Origin of the sequence: Aeromicrobium chenweiae (assembly GCF_003065605.1) — a bacterium.
GTDB lineage: Bacteria > Actinomycetota > Actinomycetes > Propionibacteriales > Nocardioidaceae > Aeromicrobium > Aeromicrobium chenweiae.
The window spans coordinates 3,092,316-3,112,355 of the sequence record NZ_CP026952.1 but is presented as its reverse complement, the minus strand read 5'-3'; the positions used below and the strand labels follow the sequence as shown (position 1 = coordinate 3,112,355).

General features: G+C 67.3%; 20 protein-coding genes and 1 tRNA gene. All 21 read left to right on the top strand.

Annotation, left to right across the window (positions count from 1 at the left end; genetic code table 11):
- The first annotated feature begins 18 nt into the window (after nt 1-18).
- The 21 genes from C3E78_RS15095 to rpoB all read left to right on the top strand — a co-directional run bounded on the left by C3E78_RS15095 (nt 19) and on the right by rpoB (nt 19,995).
- Nucleotides 19-91 (top strand) — tRNA-Trp (locus C3E78_RS15095).
- A gap of 51 nt (nt 92-142) precedes the next feature.
- Entirely contained in the window at nt 143-364 is a 222-nt protein-coding gene (gene secE, locus C3E78_RS15090) for a preprotein translocase subunit SecE (protein ID WP_235833645.1), read from the top strand.
- 18 nt (nt 365-382) lie between these two features.
- On the top strand, nt 383-1,171 hold the full coding sequence (nusG, locus tag C3E78_RS15085) for a transcription termination/antitermination protein NusG (RefSeq protein WP_235833644.1): 789 nt from the start codon (nt 383-385) through the stop codon (nt 1,169-1,171).
- Between the two features lie 63 nt (nt 1,172-1,234).
- Nucleotides 1,235-1,663, top strand: coding sequence for a 50S ribosomal protein L11 (gene rplK, locus C3E78_RS15080; RefSeq protein WP_108579785.1), 429 nt, complete (start codon nt 1,235-1,237; stop codon nt 1,661-1,663).
- 92 nt (nt 1,664-1,755) lie between these two features.
- Nucleotides 1,756-2,469 (top strand): 50S ribosomal protein L1, encoded by a 714-nt coding sequence (rplA, locus tag C3E78_RS15075; protein ID WP_108579782.1) that lies wholly within the window; start codon nt 1,756-1,758, stop codon nt 2,467-2,469.
- 113 nt (nt 2,470-2,582) lie between these two features.
- On the top strand, nt 2,583-3,074 hold the full coding sequence (locus C3E78_RS15070; RefSeq protein ID WP_108579780.1) for a hypothetical protein: 492 nt from the start codon (nt 2,583-2,585) through the stop codon (nt 3,072-3,074).
- Nucleotides 3,071-3,415 (top strand): LolA-like protein, encoded by a 345-nt coding sequence (locus tag C3E78_RS15065; RefSeq protein ID WP_108579779.1) that lies wholly within the window; start codon nt 3,071-3,073, stop codon nt 3,413-3,415. Before C3E78_RS15070 ends, C3E78_RS15065 begins: the two co-directional genes overlap by 4 nt.
- 246 nt (nt 3,416-3,661) lie before the next feature.
- Nucleotides 3,662-4,246 (top strand): 50S ribosomal protein L10, encoded by a 585-nt coding sequence (gene rplJ / locus C3E78_RS15060; protein WP_108579778.1) that lies wholly within the window; start codon nt 3,662-3,664, stop codon nt 4,244-4,246.
- 57 nt (nt 4,247-4,303) lie between these two features.
- A complete protein-coding gene (rplL, locus tag C3E78_RS15055) occupies nt 4,304-4,693 on the top strand; it encodes a 50S ribosomal protein L7/L12 (protein ID WP_108579776.1) in 390 nt (129 codons plus the stop codon).
- Between the two features lie 292 nt (nt 4,694-4,985).
- Nucleotides 4,986-5,948 (top strand): ABC transporter ATP-binding protein, encoded by a 963-nt coding sequence (locus tag C3E78_RS15050; protein ID WP_108579774.1) that lies wholly within the window; start codon nt 4,986-4,988, stop codon nt 5,946-5,948.
- Nucleotides 5,945-6,721, top strand: coding sequence for an MlaE family ABC transporter permease (locus C3E78_RS15045; RefSeq protein WP_108579772.1), 777 nt, complete (start codon nt 5,945-5,947; stop codon nt 6,719-6,721). The genes C3E78_RS15050 and C3E78_RS15045 overlap by 4 nt, the downstream gene beginning before the upstream one ends.
- 2 nt (nt 6,722-6,723) lie before the next feature.
- The gene (locus C3E78_RS15040; RefSeq protein ID WP_108579770.1) at nt 6,724-7,569 is read left to right on the top strand and encodes an MlaE family ABC transporter permease; all 846 of its coding nucleotides are present in this window, start codon (nt 6,724-6,726) and stop codon (nt 7,567-7,569) included.
- 3 nt (nt 7,570-7,572) lie between these two features.
- Nucleotides 7,573-9,051 carry an MCE family protein gene (locus C3E78_RS15035; protein ID WP_108579768.1) on the top strand — a complete coding sequence of 493 codons (1,479 nt, stop codon included), beginning with the start codon at nt 7,573-7,575 and terminating at the stop codon, nt 9,049-9,051.
- On the top strand, nt 9,048-10,145 hold the full coding sequence (locus tag C3E78_RS15030) for an MCE family protein (RefSeq protein ID WP_235833643.1): 1,098 nt from the start codon (nt 9,048-9,050) through the stop codon (nt 10,143-10,145). The genes C3E78_RS15035 and C3E78_RS15030 overlap by 4 nt, the downstream gene beginning before the upstream one ends.
- A complete protein-coding gene (locus C3E78_RS15025; protein ID WP_108579766.1) occupies nt 10,142-11,140 on the top strand; it encodes an MCE family protein in 999 nt (332 codons plus the stop codon). The genes C3E78_RS15030 and C3E78_RS15025 overlap by 4 nt, the downstream gene beginning before the upstream one ends.
- A complete protein-coding gene (locus C3E78_RS15020; RefSeq protein WP_108579764.1) occupies nt 11,137-12,339 on the top strand; it encodes an MCE family protein in 1,203 nt (400 codons plus the stop codon). The genes C3E78_RS15025 and C3E78_RS15020 overlap by 4 nt, the downstream gene beginning before the upstream one ends.
- On the top strand, nt 12,336-13,793 hold the full coding sequence (locus C3E78_RS15015; protein ID WP_108579762.1) for an MCE family protein: 1,458 nt from the start codon (nt 12,336-12,338) through the stop codon (nt 13,791-13,793). Before C3E78_RS15020 ends, C3E78_RS15015 begins: the two co-directional genes overlap by 4 nt.
- On the top strand, nt 13,790-15,004 hold the full coding sequence (locus C3E78_RS15010; protein ID WP_108579760.1) for an MCE family protein: 1,215 nt from the start codon (nt 13,790-13,792) through the stop codon (nt 15,002-15,004). The genes C3E78_RS15015 and C3E78_RS15010 overlap by 4 nt, the downstream gene beginning before the upstream one ends.
- Entirely contained in the window at nt 15,001-15,537 is a 537-nt protein-coding gene (locus tag C3E78_RS15005; protein ID WP_108579758.1) for a hypothetical protein, read from the top strand. The genes C3E78_RS15010 and C3E78_RS15005 overlap by 4 nt, the downstream gene beginning before the upstream one ends.
- Nucleotides 15,534-16,337: a hypothetical protein gene (locus C3E78_RS15000; RefSeq protein ID WP_108579757.1), complete on the top strand. Its 804-nt coding sequence runs from the start codon at nt 15,534-15,536 to the stop codon at nt 16,335-16,337. Before C3E78_RS15005 ends, C3E78_RS15000 begins: the two co-directional genes overlap by 4 nt.
- A 196-nt stretch (nt 16,338-16,533) precedes the next feature.
- Nucleotides 16,534-19,995 carry a DNA-directed RNA polymerase subunit beta gene (gene rpoB / locus C3E78_RS14995; protein ID WP_108579755.1) on the top strand — a complete coding sequence of 1,154 codons (3,462 nt, stop codon included), beginning with the start codon at nt 16,534-16,536 and terminating at the stop codon, nt 19,993-19,995.
- Nucleotides 19,996-20,040: the final 45 nt, after the last annotated feature.

Below are 20,040 nucleotides of genomic sequence, written 5' to 3'. Positions count from 1 at the left end.
CTCGGCGAATTTGACCGAAGGGCACTAGCTCAACTGGTAGAGCATCGGTCTCCAAAACCGAAGGTTGGGGGTTCAAGTCCCTCGTGCCCTGCGCAACACGACCACGTAGCACCGAAAACGAACACTGACCAAGGAGCATCACGTGAGCGATCGTCACGAGCTGGCCGGCACGTCCGGCAAGCGCACCTCGCCGATCACGTTCTATCGCCAGGTGATCGCCGAGCTCCGCAAGGTGGTCTGGCCGACCCGCCCCCAGGTGATCAACTACTTCTGGGTGGTGCTCGTGTTCGTGCTCGTCATGATGGCCATCGTCGCCGGACTCGACTACGGGTTCGGCAAGGCAGCCTTCGCCATCTTCGCTTAGCAATTCCAAAGGATCACTGTGACTCAAGGTTACGAAGAGAACATCGACGTCGACGCGGACGCGCAGTCCGACGCGACCGATGTCGACGCGCCTGAAGCCCCGGAGGCGACCGACGAGGTCGACACCACGGCTGACGAGGCCGACGTCGACGACTCTGTCGAGGCCGCGGACGCCGACGACGCCGAGGAGCCCGTCGTCGACGTGCTCCAGGAGTTCAAGGACCGCCTCCGCAACCAGGTCGGCGACTGGTATGTGGTGCACACCTACTCCGGCATGGAGAAGCGGGTGAAGTCGAACCTGGAGAACCGGGTGACCTCGCTGAACGCCGAGGACTACATCTACGAGGTCGTCGTCCCGACCGAAGAGGTCGCCGAGATCAAGAACGGTCAGCGCAAGCTCGTCAAGCGCACCGTCCTGCCCGGCTACGTCCTGGTCCGCATGGACCTCACCGACGAGTCGTGGGGCGTCGTCCGCCACACGCCGTCCGTCACGGGCTTCGTGGGCAACTCCCACCAGCCCGTCCCCCTCAGTCTTGCCGAGGTCGAGAGCATGCTCGCCCCGGCAGTGGAGGCCGAAGTCGCAACCGCGGCGGACGCCCCCGACCAGCAGCAGACGAAGGCCGCCAAGGTCGAGTTCTCCGACTTCGAGGTCGGCGACTCCGTCATGGTCGTCGATGGACCGTTCGCCACGCTGCACGCGACCATCACCGAGATCAACGTCGATGCACAGAGGGTCAAGGCCCTCGTGGAGATCTTCGGCCGCGAAACGCCGGTCGAGCTCAGCTTCACCCAGATCCAGAAGGTCTGAGCCAGCAAGTCTGAGCCAACCGGTTCACTACACCGCACCAACCATCAGTCAAGGACCCGAGAAATGCCTCCCAAGAAGAAAGTCGCAGCCATCGTCAAGGTGCAGCTGCAGGCCGGTATGGCCAACCCGGCACCGCCCGTCGGTACCGCGCTCGGCCCCCACGGCGTCAACATCATGGAGTTCTGCAAGGCCTACAACTCGGCCACAGAAGCCATGCGTGGCAACGTCGTCCCGGTCGAGATCACGATCTACGAAGACCGCACGTTCACCTTCGTCACCAAGACGCCGCCCGCGGCCGAGCTGATCAAGAAGGCTGCCGGTCTGCAGAAGGGTTCGGCCGTCCCGCACACGGACAAGGTCGGCAAGATCACGAAGGACCAGATCCGCGAGATCGCCACGACCAAGCTGCCGGACCTGAACGCGACCGACATCGACGCCGCCATGAAGATCGTCGAGGGCACTGCGCGCTCGATGGGCGTCACGACGGACTGATCTCCACCAGCTCTTTTACGCACCACTAGTGGCAGGGCCGGCTGGGCCCGTACCGACCACGACTGGTTCACACACACGAAGGAAGACCAGAGATGGCACAGCACAGCAAGGCGTACCGCGAGGTCGCCGAGAAGATCGACAAGAACAGCCTGTACACCCCCCTCCAGGCCACCAACCTGGCCAAGGAGGCCGGCAGCAAGAACTACGACTCGACCGTGGACGTGTCCGTCCGGCTCGGTGTCGACCCCCGCAAGGCCGACCAGATGGTGCGCGGCACCGTCAACCTTCCGCACGGCACGGGCAAGACCGCACGGGTCCTGGTCTTCGCCACCGGCGCCAACGCCGAGGCCGCCCGCGAGGCCGGCGCTGACTACGTCGGCGCCGACGAGCTGGTCGACAAGGTCAACGGGGGATGGCTCGACTTCGACGCCGTCGTCGCGACGCCGGACATGATGGGCAAGGTCGGTCGCCTGGGCCGCGTGCTCGGCCCCCGCAACCTGATGCCGAACCCGAAGACCGGCACGGTCACGCCCGACGTCGCCAAGGCCGTCGGTGACATCAAGGGCGGCAAGATCGAGTTCCGCGTCGATCGCCACGCCAACCTGCACTTCGTGATCGGCAAGGCGTCGTTCTCCGCCGAGCAGCTCGCCGAGAACTACGGCGCTGCGCTCGACGAGATCCTGCGTCTCAAGCCGGCCAGCTCGAAGGGCCGTTACGTCCGCAAGATCACGGTCTCCACGACCAACGGTCCGGGCATCCCGGTCGACCCGAGCCGCACGAAGAGCTACGCGGTCGACGAGGCCTGAGCCTCCGCACCACCTGCACCACCCGCCGGCCCCCCGGCGACGCCCACCGCGTCGCCAGGGGGCCGGCGTCGTTCGCCCAGGCGATCGCGCGTCGCGGCGGATACGCTGGTGCCATGAAGCTGCGCCTCACGAAGCTCGCCGTCGTCGCCTCCGTGGCGGCCCTCGCCCTCGGTACGTCCGCCTGCGGCGGGAGCGACACCGCGTCGGACGGGTCGGCGACCTCGGCTGGCAGCGGTGCGTCCGCGTCCCCGGCGAGCGACGTGCTGACGGCCAAGAACTTCAGCGAGCGGCTGGTCACGGCGCAGCAGAAGTCGCGCACGAGCCACGTGGAGATGGTCATCGAGGCCGGCGGCCAGAAGGTCACCGCGTCCGGCGACCAGCAGACCGGTGAGAAGCCCGAGGACAACGCAGTCTCGGTGACGATGGAGTACGGCCAGGCCGGTCCGGGGACGATGAAGGTGACGTTCGTGGACGGCCAGATCTACATGAACCTCGGCGCGCTCACCGGGGGAAGTTCGCCAAGGCCGATCTCTCCGACACCAGCGACCCGATCACCCAGCAGCTGGCACCCGTCCTGGAGCAGCTCGACACCTCCCAGCAGGTGACCGCCCTCGCCGACGCAGTGACGTCGGTCGAGGCCAAGGGCGATCCCGAGACGATCGACGGGGTCCAGGCGCAGCCGTACGAGGTCACGGTCGACACGAGCCGCGTGGAAGCGTTCGCGGAGCTCCCGGAGGCGTCGCGGTCCACGATCCCGAAGACGCTCGTCTACACGATGTTCCTCGGCCCGGACGATCTGCTGCGCCGGATGACGTACGGCTTCGGCGGCATGACCGGGACGATCGACCTCAGCCAGTGGGGCGAGCCGGTCGACATCACCCCGCCGCCGGCCGACGAGCTGTCCGACAAGAGCCTGTCCACGCTGCTGAAGGGCGCCTCGGTCTGACCCCCGCCGGGCGACGATTTGGTTGCCTCGCGTCCGTGCCCTATTCTGGGACGTGCCGAAGACCGCTGGCAGGTAGCTCGCACGAGCTGCCCGAAGCGCCCGAGAGGGCGGCCCGCGCAGGTTCACGACTCAGATGCAGCAACTCAGCGTCCCGTGGCCCTGTGCCCGGGACGTTTTTTCGTGTCGGGCCCGTGTACGCACATGGGATCGCAGTCTAGGTACGACCCATGTGCTGGAAGGAGACCCATGGCAAACGCGGAAAAGACAGCCGCTGTTGCGGAGCTGGCGGACAACTTCCGTCAGTCGAGCGGCGCTGTCCTCACCGAGTACCGCGGTCTCACCGTGAAGCAGCTGCAGGAACTGCGCCGCTCTCTCGGTGAAGACGTGAGCTATGCCGTCGCCAAGAACACGCTGACCAAGATCGCCGCCAAGGACGCAGGCGTGGAGCTCGACACCGAGCTCCTCACCGGTCCGACCGCGATCGCCTTCATCAAGGGCGATCCGGTGCTGGCAGCGAAGAGTCTGCGTGACTTCGCGAAGGCCAACACGCCCCTCGTCATCAAGGGAGGCTTCCTCGACGGGAAGATCCTCTCCGCTGACGAGATCAACAAGCTGGCCGACCTCGAGTCGCGCGAGGTCCTCCTCGCCAAGCTCGCAGGTGGCATGAAGGCCAGCCTGTCGAACGCCGCATCGCTGTTCCAGGCCCCGCTGTCGCAGGCCGCCCGAGTTCTGGGTGCCCTGCAGGCGAAGGTCGACAGCGAGGGCGCAGACACCCCGGCCGAGGCACCCGCCGAGGCCGACTCCGCAGTCGCGGAGACCACCGAGGGCTGATAGCCCGATTATCCCAATCGGGACCCCCTCGGGGTCTCATAACGGAAGGACGCCACCATGGCGAAGCTCAGCACCGGCGATCTGCTGGATGCATTCAAGGAAATGACCCTCATCGAGCTCTCCGAGTTCGTCAAGGAGTTCGAGGAGACGTTCGACGTCACCGCAGCCGCTCCGGTTGCCGTCGCTGCCGCGCCCGCCGCCGGCGGTGCCGCTGGTGACGACGCCGCCGCCGAGCAGGACGAGTTCGACGTCATCCTCGAGGGCGCTGGAGAGAAGAAGATCCAGGTCATCAAGGAAGTTCGTACGATCACCGGTCTCGGACTCAAGGAGGCCAAGGACCTCGTCGAGGGTGCTCCGAAGCCCGTCCTCGAGAAGGCCAACAAGGAAGCTGCCGACAAGGCGAAGGATGCCCTCGAGGCAGCCGGCGCCAGCGTCACCGTCAAGTGACACACGGCTAGCCCACTTCCAGAGGCGCTCCTCCCTTCGGGGAGGGGCGCCTTTGGCGTGCCCGGGGTTCCGGTCATCTCTCGTTCGTGGTCTGGGTCACGTTTGTCACTCGGAGTTACCTGGGGTATGTTCGCTCAGTCCTCGGGTGTTACCGCCCGGTCACAGGCAGGCGTCAGTTCGTAACTTCGTTCACGGGCCGTCGTTGTACCTGTGTCCACGGTCACGTCGACCCGGGACATGGGAGCTCTGCCGGCAGCAGTCGGTGGACCACGGTGAGCAAGGAGGGGCGCCCGTGGGTGTTGAAGTGGTGGTCGAGGGACTGACGAAGAAGTTCGGCAGCCAGACGATCTGGAACGACGTGACGTTGACCCTGCCCGCCGGCGAGATCTCGGTGATGCTCGGCCCGTCGGGCACCGGCAAGTCCGTCTTCCTCAAGACGCTCATCGGCCTGCTCAAGCCGAACTCGGGCCACATCTTCATCGAGGGCGTCGACATCGCGAACTGCAAGGAGAAGGAGCTCTACGAGATCCGGAAGCTGTTCGGGGTGCTGTTCCAGGACGGCGCGATGTTCGGCTCGATGGACCTGTACGACAACGTCGCCTTCCCGCTGCGTGAGCACACCCGCAAGTCCGAGTCCGAGATCCGCACCATCGTGATGGACAAGATGGAGCTGACCGGCCTCGTCGGCGCGGAGCGCAAGCTCCCCGGCGAGATCTCCGGCGGCATGCGCAAGCGCGCCGGCCTGGCCCGCGCCCTGGTCCTGGATCCCGAGATCCTCCTGATCGACGAGCCCGACTCCGGCCTGGACCCGGTCCGCACGTCGTACATCAACCAGCTGTTCATCGACCTGAACGCGCAGATCGACGCGACGTTCCTGATCGTGACCCACGACATCAACACCGCGCGCAAGGTCCCCGACAACATCGGGCTGCTGTACCACAAGCACCTGGCCATGTTCGGTCCCCGCGAGATGCTCCTGACGTCCGAGGAGCCGGTCGTCGCGCAGTTCCTCAATGCCCAGACGGTCGGCCCGATCGGGATGTCCGAGGAGAAGGACGCCGACGAGCTGGCCGCCGAGAAGGGCATCGCGATGCCGCCCCTGCCGCCGGTGCCGATGCAGCTGGAGACCTCCGACGGCCGTCCCCGTCGCGGTCAGCGCGAGCCGGGTGCCTGGTGCCGCGAGAACGGTGTCGTCCCGCCGGCGGGCTCGTTCGAGCCGAGCGCCGAGCAGGTCCCCGCCGGAGGCGTGGCGTGAGCGTTGCCGTCCTCACCGGTCCCGCACGGGTCGCCGGCAATCTCTTCGCCTTCGCGCTCGACGTGCTGGTCGCGCTGTTCCGTCGCCCGTTCCAGCTCAAGGAGTTCCTGGTCCAGGCCTGGTTCATCGTCAAGGTCACGATCATCCCGACCGCCTTCGTCGCGATCCCGTTCGGCGCCGTCATCGCGCTGCAGACCGGCGGCCTGATCAAGCAGTTCGGCGCCCAGTCGTTCACCGGCTCGGCCGCGGTGCTCGCGGTCGTCCAGCAGGCGGCCCCCATTGCGACGGCGCTGCTGATCGCCGGTGCGGCCGGATCGGCGATCGCCGCAGACTTCGGCGCGCGGCGCATCCGCGAGGAGCTCGACGCGATGATGGTGCTGGGCATCGACCCCATCCAGCGCCTCGTCGTCCCCCGCGTGCTGGCCTGCATGCTGGTCGCGGTCTTCCTCAACGGGCTGGTGACCGTGGTGGGCGTGGCCGGCGGCTACGTGTTCAACGTCGTGCTGCAGGACGGGACGCCCGGAGCGTACGTGTCCTCCTTCTCCGCTCTCGCGCAGCTGCCCGATCTCTACCAGGGCATGATCAAGGCCCTGGTCTTCGGCCTGCTCGCCGCGATCGTCGCCTCCTACAAGGGCATGAACGCCAAGGGCGGCCCGAAGGGCGTCGGCGACGCGGTCAACGAGGCGGTCGTCATCACGTTCACGCTGCTGTTCATCGTGAACTTCGTCCTCACCGCGGTCTACATCCAGCTCGTCCCGCCGAAGGGGATGTGACGATGTCCGACAAGACAGCTCTGTCGATGATCACGCAGGTGCCGAACAGGTTCGGCGCCTTCCTGGACAGCCTCGGCCACCAGATGCTGTTCTACCTGCGCGTCTTCCGCTCGATCCCGCGCGCCGTGAGGAACTACCGCAAGGAGATCGTGCGGCTCCTGGCCGAGGTCACCCTCGGCTCGGGCTCGCTCGCGGTGATCGGCGGCACGGTCGGCGTCATCGGGGCGATGTGCTTCTTCACCGGCACGTCGGTCGGCATCCAGGGCTACGCCGCGCTCGACCAACTCGGCACCGCGGCACTGACCGGATTCATCTCCGCCTACTTCAACACCCGGGAGATCGCCCCCATCGTCGCGGGCATCGCGCTCGCCGCGACCGTCGGCTGCGGCTTCACCGCGCAGCTCGGCGCGATGCGGATCAGCGAGGAGGTCGACGCCCTCGAGACGATGGCGATCCCGTCGCTGCCGTTCCTGGTCACCACCCGCGTGATCGCGGGCCTCATCGCCGTCGTGCCGCTGTACATCGTCGGTCTGCTGGCGTCCTACTTCGCGACCCGGCTGACGGTGACCTGGATCAACGGGCAGAGCTCTGGCACGTACGACCACTACTTCAACACGTTCCTGCCACCCCAGGACGTCCTCTGGTCGTTCGTGAAGGTCCTGATCTTCGCGGTCGTCGTGATCCTCATCCACTGCTACTACGGCTACTACGCCAGCGGTGGTCCCGCCGGCGTCGGCGTGGCCGTGGGACTGGCCATCCGTACCTCGATCGTCGCGGTCAACGTCGTGGACCTGCTCGCCTCGATGGCGATCTGGGGCACGAACGTGACCGTGAGACTGGCAGGCTGACCCATGGCGCGCACACCCGTCCTCGAACGTCCCGCCTCGCTGAAGATGCTGGGCGCGGCATTCCTCGCCCTCGTGCTGTTCTTCCTGTGGATCACGTACGCGTTCTTCACCAAAGCCTTCGTCGACTACGACACCGTGACGCTGCGCAGTGACACCGCAGGCGTCAACCTGCCCCAGAACGCGGACATCAAGCTGCGCGGCATGATCGTGGGGGAGGTGCGCGGCGTCAGGACCGACGGCGACGGCGTGGAGCTCGAGCTCGGCATGAACCCCAAGATGATCAAGGACGTGCCCAAGGGCGTGACCGCCCAGCTCGTGCCCAAGACGCTGTTCGGCGAGAAGTACGTCGCGCTGATCCCGCCGGAGGACGCCTCCGTGAACGGCCCCTCGCTGCAGGCCGGCGACACGATCACCAAGGCGAACGTGCCGATCGAGGTCGAGACGCTGCTCAACGACCTGTACCCGCTGCTCGAGGCGGTCGACCCGGCCGACCTGTCGTACACGCTGAGCGCGGTGGCGACCGCCCTGGAGGGCCGCGGCACCCAGGTCGGCGAGACGCTCGTGACCCTCAACAGCTACCTGCAGAAGATCAACCCCGAGGTGCCGCAGCTCGTCACCGACGTCACCAAGCTCGGCACCGTCGCCGACGGCTACGCCGACGCGATGCCCGACCTCGGCCGGGTGCTGCGCAACACGGTCGTCACCGGCAACACGATCGTCGCGAAGAAGGCCCAGCTGGCGGCGTTCTTCGACGAGGGCACCGACCTGTCGAACACGCTGACCGCGTTCACGAAGGAGAGCGGCGAGGACCTCGTCCAGCTCGCGGGCGACGGCCGGCCGGTGCTCGAGATGGTGTCCGACTACTCGGTGACGTTCCCCTGCTTCCTGAAGTCGATGGACACCTTGATCCCGCGCCTGGACAGTGCGTACCGCGGCGGCATGCTGCACATCAACGTCGAGCTGATCAAGCAGCCCAACGCGTACTCGTACAACAACAGCGACCCCGACGACCCGGGCAACGAGAACGTCAACGTCACGAAGAAGAAGTTCGACGCGGCACGCCAGGAGCCCGGTGCCAAGAGCGGGTCGGAGATCAACGCACGCAACGCGGCGTCACCCTCGTGCATCGACCTCAACGAGATCAACAAGGGCCGCGCCCAGCAGGAGGCGCTGTCGTCGCAGAAGAACCCGTTCAAGATCCCGGCCGAGGTCTACCGCCTCGTGGGCGTCAAGCGGGCCCACACCAAGTTCGGCTCGGTCGGACCCGACGGGGACTTCGCGAAGAACCGCCCCGCGGCGTCCAGCCTCGACCTGCAGGACCTCGTGCAGCCGAGCATCGGCGCGACCGACTCGGCCGACGAGCGTGCACAGCTCGACCTGCTGATCGCCTCGATGACCGGCACGAAGGCCGCTGACGTCCCGGACGTCGGCTCGCTGCTCGTCGGCCCGCTGCTGCGTGGGACGGAGGTGAGCGCGAAGTGAAGCAGATCGACAGGGAGTCCATGGGCGCCGCCCTGAAGCTCGGGTTCTTCTTCGCCTTCACCGGCGTCGCGACGCTGATCCTCGCGCTGACCCTGAGCAACGGCTCGTTCGGTGAGCGCAAGGAGTACAAGGCGGTCTTCGGTGACGTGACCGGCATGGCCAAGGGCGACGACGTCCGCATCGCGGGTGTGGCCGTCGGCTCGGTCAGCAAGGTCGAGATCGTCGACCGCGACAAGGCGCTCGTGACCTTCGGCGTGGAGTCCGACGTGCCGCTGACCGGCAACACGAATGCGACGATCAAGTTCCGAAACCTCGTGGGGCAGCGCTACATCGCCCTCACCCAGGGCTCGCAGGGCGCCAAGACGATCCTCAAGGCCGGCAGCACGATCCCGATGGAGCGCACGAAGGAGGCCTTGGACCTCAACGTCCTGCTCAACGGTTTCAAGCCGGTGTTCCAGGCCCTGTCGCCCGAGGACACCAACAAGTTCGCGTACGAGATCATCCAGACCCTGCAGGGCGAGAGCGGCAACGTCGAGAGCCTCCTGGCCCGCACGTCCTCGCTGACCAGCACCCTCGCGGACCGCGACAAGCTGATCGGGGACGTCATCGTCAACCTCAGCGACGTCCTGGACACCGTGGGCAGCCGGGACAAGGAGCTGACCGAGACCATCGACACGCTGCAGCAGTTCGTCACCGGCCTGAAGGACGACCGCAACGCGATCCTCGACTCGGTCGACTCGATCTCGGACCTGACCGACGAGACCTCGGACCTGTTGGTCCAGGGCCGTCCGGCGCTCACCGAGGACATCAAGCAGCTGCGGGCCCTGACCAAGAACCTGTCGTCCAAGAAGAACCTCAAGACGGTCTCGAGCTCGATCCAGATCCTGCCGATCAAGCTGAGCAAGATCGGCACCGCGGCGTCCACCGGCAGCGAGTTCAACTTCTACCTGTGCGAGATCAACGGACGGATCACGATCCCCGAGGTCAAGCTCCTCGGCATCACGATCCTTCCCGAGACCCCCCTCGACCTGACCGGCCCCCAAGGACTCAAGGTCGGCGGATCACGATGCAACCAGCCGGGGTATGACAAGTGAAACCCTTCCGCGAGCGCAATCCCGTCATCATCGGCGTCATCGGCATCGCCCTGATCGCCCTGATGATGCTGGGCGCCTTCCGTGCCGACCGGCTGCCGATCATCGGCGGCGGCGACACCTACCACGCCGAGTTCGCCGAGATCGGCGGTCTCAAGGGCGGCAACGAGGTCCGCGTCGCCGGGGTGTCGGTCGGCAAGGTCCGCAAGATCGAGCTCGACGGCGCGAAGGTGCGCGTGACGTTCACGATCGACAAGGGCATCGAGTTCGGCCGCCAGAGCGGCGCCGAGATCCGCGTGCGCACGCTGCTGGGTGCCGAGTTCCTCGCGATCAACCCCAAGGGCGAGGGCCAGATGGCGAAGGGGTCGACGATCCCGGTCGACCGTACGACTCCTCCCTACGACGTCGTGCAGGCGTTCTCGGACCTCAGCCGCACGACGGACGCCCTCGACGTGCCCCAGCTGTCCGAGGCGCTGGACACCCTCTCGGAGATCTCCACGCAGACGCCCGAGGAGTTCCGTGGCGCGATCCGCGGGGTGTCGGACCTGTCGCGCAACCTCGCCGCCCGCGACGACCAGATCAACACGCTGCTGATCAACCTCAAGAAGGTCTCGGGGGTGCTCAACTCGCGCAACGAGGAGCTCGTGACGCTGTTCGAGGACTCGGACACGCTGTTCGCCGCCATCAGCGAGCGGCGCGACTCGATCCATCGCCTCCTCGTCTCGACGCAGTCGATCTCCACCCAGCTGCGCGGACTGGTCAAGGACACCCGCGCCGACCTGCGACCCGCCCTGGAGCAGCTGGACGTCGTCACGACGATGCTGCGCAAGAACGAGGCCAGCCTGGACGAGGCGCTGCGGGTCTACCCGGCGTTCACGCGGGTGTTCGCCAACGCGCTGGGCACCGGCCCGTGGTTCGACACCTACCTGGGCGGCCTGACCTCGGCCGCCGGCCTGGGTGAACAGCTCTCCGAGGTGCTGAGGGGGCAGAAGCGATGATCGCTCAACGGTTCGCGGGCTTCTCCAAGCTGCTCGTCGGCGTGGTGGTCCTGCTGCTCGTCGCGGCGGGGGTGCTGTTCCTCAACAACGGCGACGGCAAGCGCTACCTCACGGTGGACTTCCAGCAGACCAACTCGCTCTACAAGGGCTCCGACGTCAGGATCCTGGGGGTCCCGGTGGGCAGGGTCGAGAGCCTGACACCGCGCGGCGACGTGGTCCGGGTCAAGATCGCGTACGACGGCAAGCAGAAGCTGCCGGCCGACGTGAAGGCTGTCGTCGTGTCGCCGTCGATCGTCGGCGACCGCTACGTGCAGCTGGCGCCGGCCTACACCGGCGGGCCCGCGCTGCGCGACAAGGCCTTCCTGCCCGTCGACCGCACCGCGGTCCCGATCGAGCTCGACGCGATCTACCAGTCGCTCGACGACCTGTCCGTCGCGCTCGGCCCCAAGGGCGCCAACAAGGAGGGATCGCTCAGCACCCTCCTGGACAGCACCGCCGAGCAGCTCAACGGCCAGGGTGCGCAGGTCAACGAGACGATCAGGAACTTCGGCAAGCTCAGCACGACGCTGTCCAACAACAAGGACGAGCTGTTCGGCAGCCTGCGCGAGGTCGAGGACTTCGTCAGCCTGCTCAGGACCAACGACTCCTCGGTGCGCGCGTTCAACGACAGCACCGCCCGCGTCTCGGAGGTGCTGGCCGGGGAGCGCGACGACCTCGCCGCCACGCTGGAGGCGCTGAGCAAGGCCCTGGTCGACGTCAACTCGCTGGTCAAGGAGAACCGCTCGGCGCTGCGCGGCAACGTCGACAACATCGCGTCCCTGGCCCAGCTGCTCGCGAAGCACAAGGAGGACCTGGAGGCCATCACGGTCAACGCGCCCACCGCGCTCACCAACGTCGCACTGGCCTACAACGGCAACTCGGGCACCCTCGACACCCGGGCCGACCTGCCCGAGATCGTGTTCAGCGCCCTCGACAACCCCGCCAGCCTGGTCTGCAACCTGCTGGGGGAGACCCTCGACGACAAGGGCCTGTGCTCGGCGCTGACCGGCGTGCTGGACAAGCTCAAGCCGAAGCCCAAGCCGAAGCCCGAGGACGCTGCGCTGCCCCGCACGAGCGTCGCACCGCAGCCGCCGGCGGCCTCGACCTTCGACGACCCGGTGTACGACTCCCTCGCCGACGTCCTGGGAGGCGGCCGATGAGCGCCCGGACATCCCTGCGGCTCACCGTCCTGGCGGTCGTGTCGACACTGCTCCTGAGCGGCTGCGGGTTCTCGCCCTACAAGCTGCCCCTGCCCGGCGGCGCGGACCTGGGCAGCGAGCCCTACACGGTCAAGATCCAGTTCCGCGACGTCCTGGACCTGGTGCCGCAGAGCGCGGTGCGCGTCAACGACATCGCGGTGGGCAAGGTGACCGACGTCCGGCTCGAGGGCTGGACCGCCGTGGTCACGGTCCAGGTCAACCGGGACGCCAAGCTGCCGGACAACGCGGTCGCCACGATCCGCCAGACCAGCCTCCTGGGCGAGAAGTTCGTGTCCCTCGCCCCGCCGGAGAGCGGTGGCGTCGGCACGCTGGGCAACGGCGACACCATCCCGCTCGACCGCGCGGGCCGGAACCCGGAGATCGAGGAAGTGCTGGGCGCCGCCTCGCTGCTGTTCAACGGCGGCGGGCTCGAGAAGACCAACACGATCATCAAGGAGCTCAACAACGCCCTCGACGGCAACGAGCCGGAGGTGCGTGAGCTCATCTCGACCACGTCCTCGTTCATCAGCCAGCTGGACGCCAACAAGGAGGCACTGCTGACCTCCCTCGAGAAGGTCGACCGGCTCGCGAGGGAGACCCAGAAGCAGAAGTCGGCGATCACCGGCGCGCTGGACGAGCTGCCCGACGCGCTGCGGGTGGTCAACCGGCAGCGCGACGACCTGGTCGGCCTGCTGCAGTCCCTCGACAGGCTGAGCAACGTCGCGACCGACGTGGTCTCCCGGTCCAAGACCGACACCGTGGCCGATCTCAAGGCCCTGGGACCGATCCTGGAGAACCTCGCCGCGGCCGGTGACGACCTCGCCACCGGCACCCGCGCCCTGCTGACCTACCCCTTCACGGACGGCTTCGTGGGCGGCTCGGTCGCCGCGGCGACCGGACGGTGCCAGGACTCCCCGACGGTCAAGGACGGGGCGTGCTTCGGCGACTTCGCGAACCTCTCGCTCAGCCTCGACATCAACGCCGATCAGCTCAAGAACATCCTCGGGCTCGACCTCGCCTCGCTGCTCAGCCCGCCCTCGAAGGGCAAGAGCGGTGACAAGGCGACGGGCAACCCGGACGCCGCCTCGCCGACGGACCCGCTGTCCGCCGGCTCGCTGGTCGACCTGCTCTCGGGCCTCGTCTCCGGCGGCGCCAAGGGTGCCAAGGGCGACCAGGGCGACAAGGGCAGCGGCCTCCCGGGTCTCGGCGGTGGCAGCAAGGGCGCCGACAAGCCGGCCAAGGGCGGCGCGTCCACCCCGGCTCCGGAGCCGACGACCTCCCCGACGCCCCGGCCGACCAGGCCCACCTCGAAGGGCCTGCTGTGCGGGCTGTTCGGATCGTGCCGGACCGCGGTCGCCGACTCCACGTCGTCCGACGTCGAGGAGCTCCTCCTGCAGACGGCGGTGGCCCCATGATCACCAGGCTGACCAAGATCCAGCTCGTCATCTTCGCGATCGTCACGATCATCGGCGGAGCGTTCGTCGGCGGTCGCTACGCCCAGCTCGACCGGCTCGTCGTCGACCGCAGCTTCCCGGTCGAGGCGCAGTTCGCCGACTCCGGCGGCATCTTCGCCGGGGCACAGGTGACCTATCGGGGCATCACGGTCGGCGAGGTCGGTCGCCTGCAGTTCAAGCAGGGTGGTGTCCAGGCGACGCTCGACATCGAGAACAGCGCCCCCCGCATCCCCCGGGACGTGCTCGCCGTCGTCGCCAACAAGTCCGCGATCGGCGAGCAGTACGTCGACCTCCAGCCGCGAGGCAGCTCCGGGCCCTACCTGGCCAGGGGCAGCCGGATCGCCCAGAGCGACACCCGCATCCCGATCGACACCACGACCCTGCTGGTCGACGTCAACGACCTGGTGACCTCGGTCAACACCGACAGCCTGCGCACCGTCGTGGACGAGCTCGGGCAGGCCTTCGAGGGCACCGGCAACGACCTCGCCACGATCCTCGACACGTCGTCGGCGTTCATCAGGACCGCCGACGACAACATCGGGGTGACCCGGTCGCTCATCCGCCGGTCCGACACCGTCCTGCAGACGCAGATCGACAAGCAGGGCGAGCTGAGGACCTTCTCGCGCAACCTCGCGCTGCTGTCGGACACGCTCGTCGACGCCGACCCGGACCTGCGCCGCCTGCTCGACAAGGGCAGCGGCAGCGCCAAGACCCTCCGCAAGGTCGTCGACGAGAACTCGACCGACCTCAGCAGCGGGGTCCGCGACCTGATCACCGCGAACAAGCCGCTCAAGGACAACCTGAGCGGGGTCCAGTCGGTGTTCGTCCTCTACCCGTACCTGCTGCAGGGGACCTTCACGGCCCTCGAGCCGGTGCGGTCCAAGGGCAAGGAGACGGGGGAGTGGAACGCGGCCTTCGGCCTCGTCCTGACGGACCTCACCGGCACCTGCACGTTCTCCCAGGGCAAGGACGCCTCCGGCTACCGCCAGCGCCGCACCGAGGCCACGATCAGCGACGCGCAGTTCGACACCGACGTGGACTGTAAGGTCAAGGACAACAAGATCGCGCGGCAGGCGTCGAAGACCGTGCTCAAGCGGTCCGCCGCCGCGTCAGGTCTCACGACAGACGGAAGGGACTCGTGGAAGTGGCTTCTGCTCGATCCGGCGCAGTGACCACGTGGTCCGGCCGCCGTCGAACGATCCGTGTCCTGGCAGTCCTCGCCTCCCTGGGCGTGCTCCTGGGCGTGGTGGGTGTCGTCCTGCCGAGCTTCGGGGACGACGAGTCCGGCGACCGCGAGCAGGTGACGTCGCGGGCGACCGACTTCGCGGTCGCGATGAACACCTTCGACTTCAGCAACCCCGAGGACTACCGCAAGCGCATCAAGACGCTGCTCACCCCGGACTACTACGACGAGTTCCTCGAGAACTCCAAGGCCACCGAAGAGGTGCTGAAGAAGAACAAGGTCACGCTCAAGAGCGGTGACGCGAAGATCATCGGCGTCGGCGTCCAGAGCATCGACGACGACTCCGCCGACGTCATCGTCGCGTTCGACGCGGCGATCTCGAGCGACAAGGCGGCAGCGACCGCCCCGCGCGAGTTCCGCTGGAACATCGCGTTCAGCAAGACCGAGGGGGAGTGGCTCGTGTCGCGGTTCGAGAGCGTCGGAACCGTCGAGTCGAAGGTCGGAACGGGGGAGGGCGAGTGAGCGAGCCCACCGGTCCCGTGCGTCGTCGTCGCATCGCGGGCGAGAGCGCCCCCGTGGTGCCGGAGCGGAAGGCGCCGGCGCCCCGCAGGACGCCCACGAGGAAGCCCGTCGTCAAGAAGGCGGCCCCGGCCGCGAAGGCGTCGACCCCCGCCGCGGCCGTCGCGACCAAGCCGGCCCGTCCGGCGTCCAGCAAGCCCACGGTCGCGTCCCCGCCCCGCGAGCGCACGCCGTCCCGCCCGTCGCGGTCGGACCTGCGCTGGCTCGTGCCCGCCGTCGTGGTCACCGCCGTCGTCCTCGTGCTCGGCGCACTGCTGGCCGTGCGCGGCGTCGCGGACCTGCGCGACGACAGCAGCGACCTCGACAAGGCGCAGCGACAGGCGACCTCGGCCGCGGCCACGTCGGCGGAGTCGATCTTCTCCTACCGGTTCGACCAGCTCGACCAGTACGTCACCGACAGCCAGGCGCTCATGACCCCGGCGTTCGCCAAGACGTTCGCCAAGATCGGGCCGGTGCTCGACGAGATCGCGCCGCAGAACAAGGTGCAGGTCAAGGCCGTCGCGCGCAACGCGGCCCCGATCGACTGCGGTGAGGAGTGCTCGACCACCAAGGTCGACGTCCTGGTGTTCGTCGACATGGTCCGCCTCGTCGGTGGATCCGACAAGACGACGGTGTTCCCCAACCGCATCAAGGTCTCGATGGTCAAGCAGGACGACGGCTGGCTGGTCGGCGACATCGTGACCCTGTCGAATTCCCCGGCATTGCCGGGGGAAACTCCCCAGGCCGACGAGAAAGCCAACTAGCCTCCCTGACCGGGAGCCGATTGTCAAGGCCCGCCCTTGCTTCGGCGTGGCTGGCGCGTTACACTGAACTTTCGCGCTCGCCTTGTCCTGCCCTCTCCTCCATGGAGTTGACAGGTACCCCTTGACCGGGGTCGTTTGGCGTGCGCGCAGAACCACCTCCGAGCCACCCGCCTGCGAGCCCTTGGAAGGACCCCTCTTGGCCGCCTCGCGCAACACTGCATCTGTTCAGCCCCGCCGTATCTCCTTCGCGAAAATCTCCGAACCTCTCGAGGTCCCTGAGCTCCTGGCTCTGCAGACCGACGCCTTCGCCTGGTTGATCGGCGACGAGAAGTGGCGCGAGTCGGTTGACGCCGCTCTCGCCGCCGGCAGGACTGATATTTCCACGAAGTCCGGCCTGGAGGAGATCTTTGAGGAGATCTCCCCGATCGAGGACTTCTCCGAGACGATGAGCCTGTCGTTCCGGGACCACCGCTTCGAGCCGCCGAAGTACTCGGTCGACGACTGCAAGGACCGCGACGTCACGTACGCCGCGCCGCTGTTCGTCACCGCCGAGTTCATGAACAACGAGACCGGCGAGATCAAGAGCCAGACCGTCTTCATGGGTGACTTCCCGCTCATGACGGACAAGGGCACCTTCATCATCAACGGCACCGAGCGTGTCGTCGTCTCGCAGCTCGTCCGCTCGCCGGGCGTCTACTTCGAGCGCACGCCCGACAAGACGTCCGACAAGGACATCTACACCGCGAAGGTCATCCCCTCGCGTGGCGCCTGGCTCGAGTTCGAGATCGACAAGCGCGACATGGTCGGCGTCCGTCTGGACCGCAAGCGCAAGCAGAGCGTCACCGTGCTGCTCAAGGCCCTCGGCTGGACCGAGGCGCAGATCCTCGAGGAGTTCGGTCAGTACGAGTCGATCCGCCTGACGCTGGAGAAGGACAACACCACCGGCCAGGACGACGCGCTGCTGGACATCTACCGCAAGCTGCGTCCGGGCGAACCGCCGAGCCGCGAGGCCGCGCAGACGTTGCTGGACAACTACTACTTCAACGCCAAGCGCTACGACACGGCCAAGGTCGGTCGCTACAAGATCAACAAGAAGCTCGGCGTCGAGGAAGCCTTCGACCAGCAGACGCTCACGATCGACGACATCGTCTCGACGATCAAGTACATCGTGGCCCTGCACGCCGGCGAGACCGAGCTGGCCACCGCGGCCGGCACGACCATCGTCGAGGCCGACGACATCGACCACTTCGGCAACCGTCGCATGCGCACGGTCGGCGAGCTGATCCAGAACCAGCTCCGCACGGGCCTGGCCCGCATGGAGCGTGTCGTCCGCGAGCGCATGACGACCCAGGACGTCGAGGCCATCACGCCGCAGACCCTGATCAACATCCGCCCGGTCGTCGCGGCGCTGAAGGAGTTCTTCGGAACCTCGCAGCTGTCGCAGTTCATGGACCAGAACAACCCGCTCGCGGGCCTGACGCACAAGCGTCGTCTGTCGGCCCTCGGACCGGGTGGTCTGTCGCGTGAGCGCGCCGGCTACGAGGTCCGCGACGTCCACCCGTCGCACTACGGCCGCATGTGCCCGATCGAGACCCCGGAAGGCCCGAACATCGGTCTGATCGGCTCGCTCGCGTCCTACGGTCGGATCAACTCGTTCGGCTTCGTCGAGACCCCGTACCGCAAGGTCATCGATGGCCGCGCGACGGACGACGTCGAGTACCTGACGGCGACCGACGAGGACCGCTTCATCATCGCCCAGGCGAACTCGCCCCTGACCGCCGACGGCACGTTCGTCGACGACATGGTGCTGGTCCGTCAGAAGGGTGGCGAGGCCGAGCTGCGTCCCGCCGCCGACGTGGACTACATGGACGTCTCGCCGCGCCAGATGGTGTCGGTCGCGACGGCGCTCATCCCGTTCCTCGAGCACGACGATGCCAACCGCGCGCTCATGGGCGCCAACATGCAGCGTCAGGCCGTCCCGCTGATCCGCAACGACGCCCCGCTCGTCGGCACCGGCATGGAGTTCCGTGCCGCCGTCGACGCCGGTGACGTCACGGTGGCCAAGGTCGCCGGTGTGGTCAACGAGGTGTCCGCGGACGCCATCGAGATCATGCAGGACGACGGCTCGTACTTCACGTACCGCCTGGCCAAGTTCCGCCGCTCGAACCAGGGCACCTGCACCAACCAGCGTCCGCTGGTGGCGCACGGTCAGCGCGTCGAGGTCGGCACGCCGCTGGCCGACGGTCCCTGCACCGACGAGGGCGAGATGGCGCTGGGCACCAACCTGCTCGTCGCCTTCATGCCCTGGCAGGGTCACAACTACGAGGACGCGATCATCCTCAGCCAGCGCGTCGTCCAGGACGACCTCCTCACCTCGATCCACATCGAGGAGCACGAGGTGGACGCCCGCGACACCAAGCTGGGTCCCGAGGAGATCACGCGGGACATCCCGAACGTCTCCGAGGAGATGCTCGCCGATCTCGACGAGCGCGGCATCATCCGCATCGGTGCCGAGGTCGGCAACGGTGACGTCCTCGTCGGCAAGGTCACGCCCAAGGGCGAGACCGAGCTGACCCCCGAGGAGCGCCTGCTCCGTGCGATCTTCGGTGAGAAGGCGCGCGAGGTGCGCGACACGTCGCTGAAGGTCCCCCACGGCGAGAGCGGCACCGTCATCGGCGTCCGGGTCTTCGACTCGGCCGAGGGTGACGAGCTGTCCCCGGGCGTCAACCAGCTGGTCCGCGTCTACGTGGCCCAGAAGCGCAAGATCTCCAACGGCGACAAGCTCGCCGGCCGCCACGGCAACAAGGGCGTCATCTCCAAGATCCTCCCGGTCGAGGACATGCCCTTCCTGGAGGACGGCACGGCGGTCGACATCGTGCTGAACCCGCTCGGCGTCCCCGGACGCATGAACGTGGGACAGGTGCTCGAGACGCACCTCGGCTGGGTCGCCAAGACCGGCTGGGACATCGCGGACCTCAAGGACGAGTGGGCCGAGCGCCTGCGCGCGATCGGTGCCGATCGGGCACCGGCCAACAGCAACGTCGCGACGCCCGTGTTCGACGGTGCCCGCGAGGACGAGATCCAGGGCCTGCTGGCCTCGACGCTCCCCAACCGGGACGGCGAGCGCATGGTCAAGCGCGACGGCAAGGCGGTGCTCTTCGACGGTCGTACCGGCGAGCAGTTCCCCGACCCGGTCTCGGTCGGCTACATGTACCTGCTGAAGCTGCACCACCTCGTCGACGACAAGATCCACGCACGTTCCACGGGTCCGTACTCGATGATCACGCAGCAGCCGTTGGGTGGTAAGGCGCAGTTCGGTGGACAGCGTTTCGGTGAGATGGAGGTGTGGGCCCTCGAGGCCTACGGAGCGGCGTACGCGCTGCAGGAGCTCCTCACCATCAAGTCCGACGACATCCTGGGTCGCGTCAAGGTCTACGAAGCCATCGTCAAGGGCGAGAACGTCCCGGAGCCGGGCATCCCGGAGTCCTTCAAGGTTCTCGTCAAGGAGATGCAGTCGCTGTGTCTCAACGTCGAGGTCCTGTCGAGCGACGGAACCGCTGTCGAGATGCGTGACGCGGAAGAGGATCTCTTCCGCGCCGCCGAAGAGCTCGGCATCGATCTGTCCCGGCGCGAGCCCTCCTCGGTCGAGGAGGTCTGATCCGCCCCGGCGGTCAGACCCCTCATCCACGATTTCAAGAAAGTA

Coding starts and splice junctions, on each gene's coding strand:
- rplK (WP_108579785.1), top strand. CDS start 1,235: ATGCCTCCCAAGAAGAAAGTCGCAGCCATCGTCAAGGTGCAGCTGCAG.
- rplA (WP_108579782.1), top strand. CDS start 1,756: ATGGCACAGCACAGCAAGGCGTACCGCGAGGTCGCCGAGAAGATCGAC.
- C3E78_RS15070 (WP_108579780.1), top strand. CDS start 2,583: ATGAAGCTGCGCCTCACGAAGCTCGCCGTCGTCGCCTCCGTGGCGGCC.
- rplJ (WP_108579778.1), top strand. CDS start 3,662: ATGGCAAACGCGGAAAAGACAGCCGCTGTTGCGGAGCTGGCGGACAAC.
- rplL (WP_108579776.1), top strand. CDS start 4,304: ATGGCGAAGCTCAGCACCGGCGATCTGCTGGATGCATTCAAGGAAATG.
- C3E78_RS15040 (WP_108579770.1), top strand. CDS start 6,724: ATGTCCGACAAGACAGCTCTGTCGATGATCACGCAGGTGCCGAACAGG.
- C3E78_RS15035 (WP_108579768.1), top strand. CDS start 7,573: ATGGCGCGCACACCCGTCCTCGAACGTCCCGCCTCGCTGAAGATGCTG.
- C3E78_RS15020 (WP_108579764.1), top strand. CDS start 11,137: ATGATCGCTCAACGGTTCGCGGGCTTCTCCAAGCTGCTCGTCGGCGTG.
- C3E78_RS15015 (WP_108579762.1), top strand. CDS start 12,336: ATGAGCGCCCGGACATCCCTGCGGCTCACCGTCCTGGCGGTCGTGTCG.
- C3E78_RS15010 (WP_108579760.1), top strand. CDS start 13,790: ATGATCACCAGGCTGACCAAGATCCAGCTCGTCATCTTCGCGATCGTC.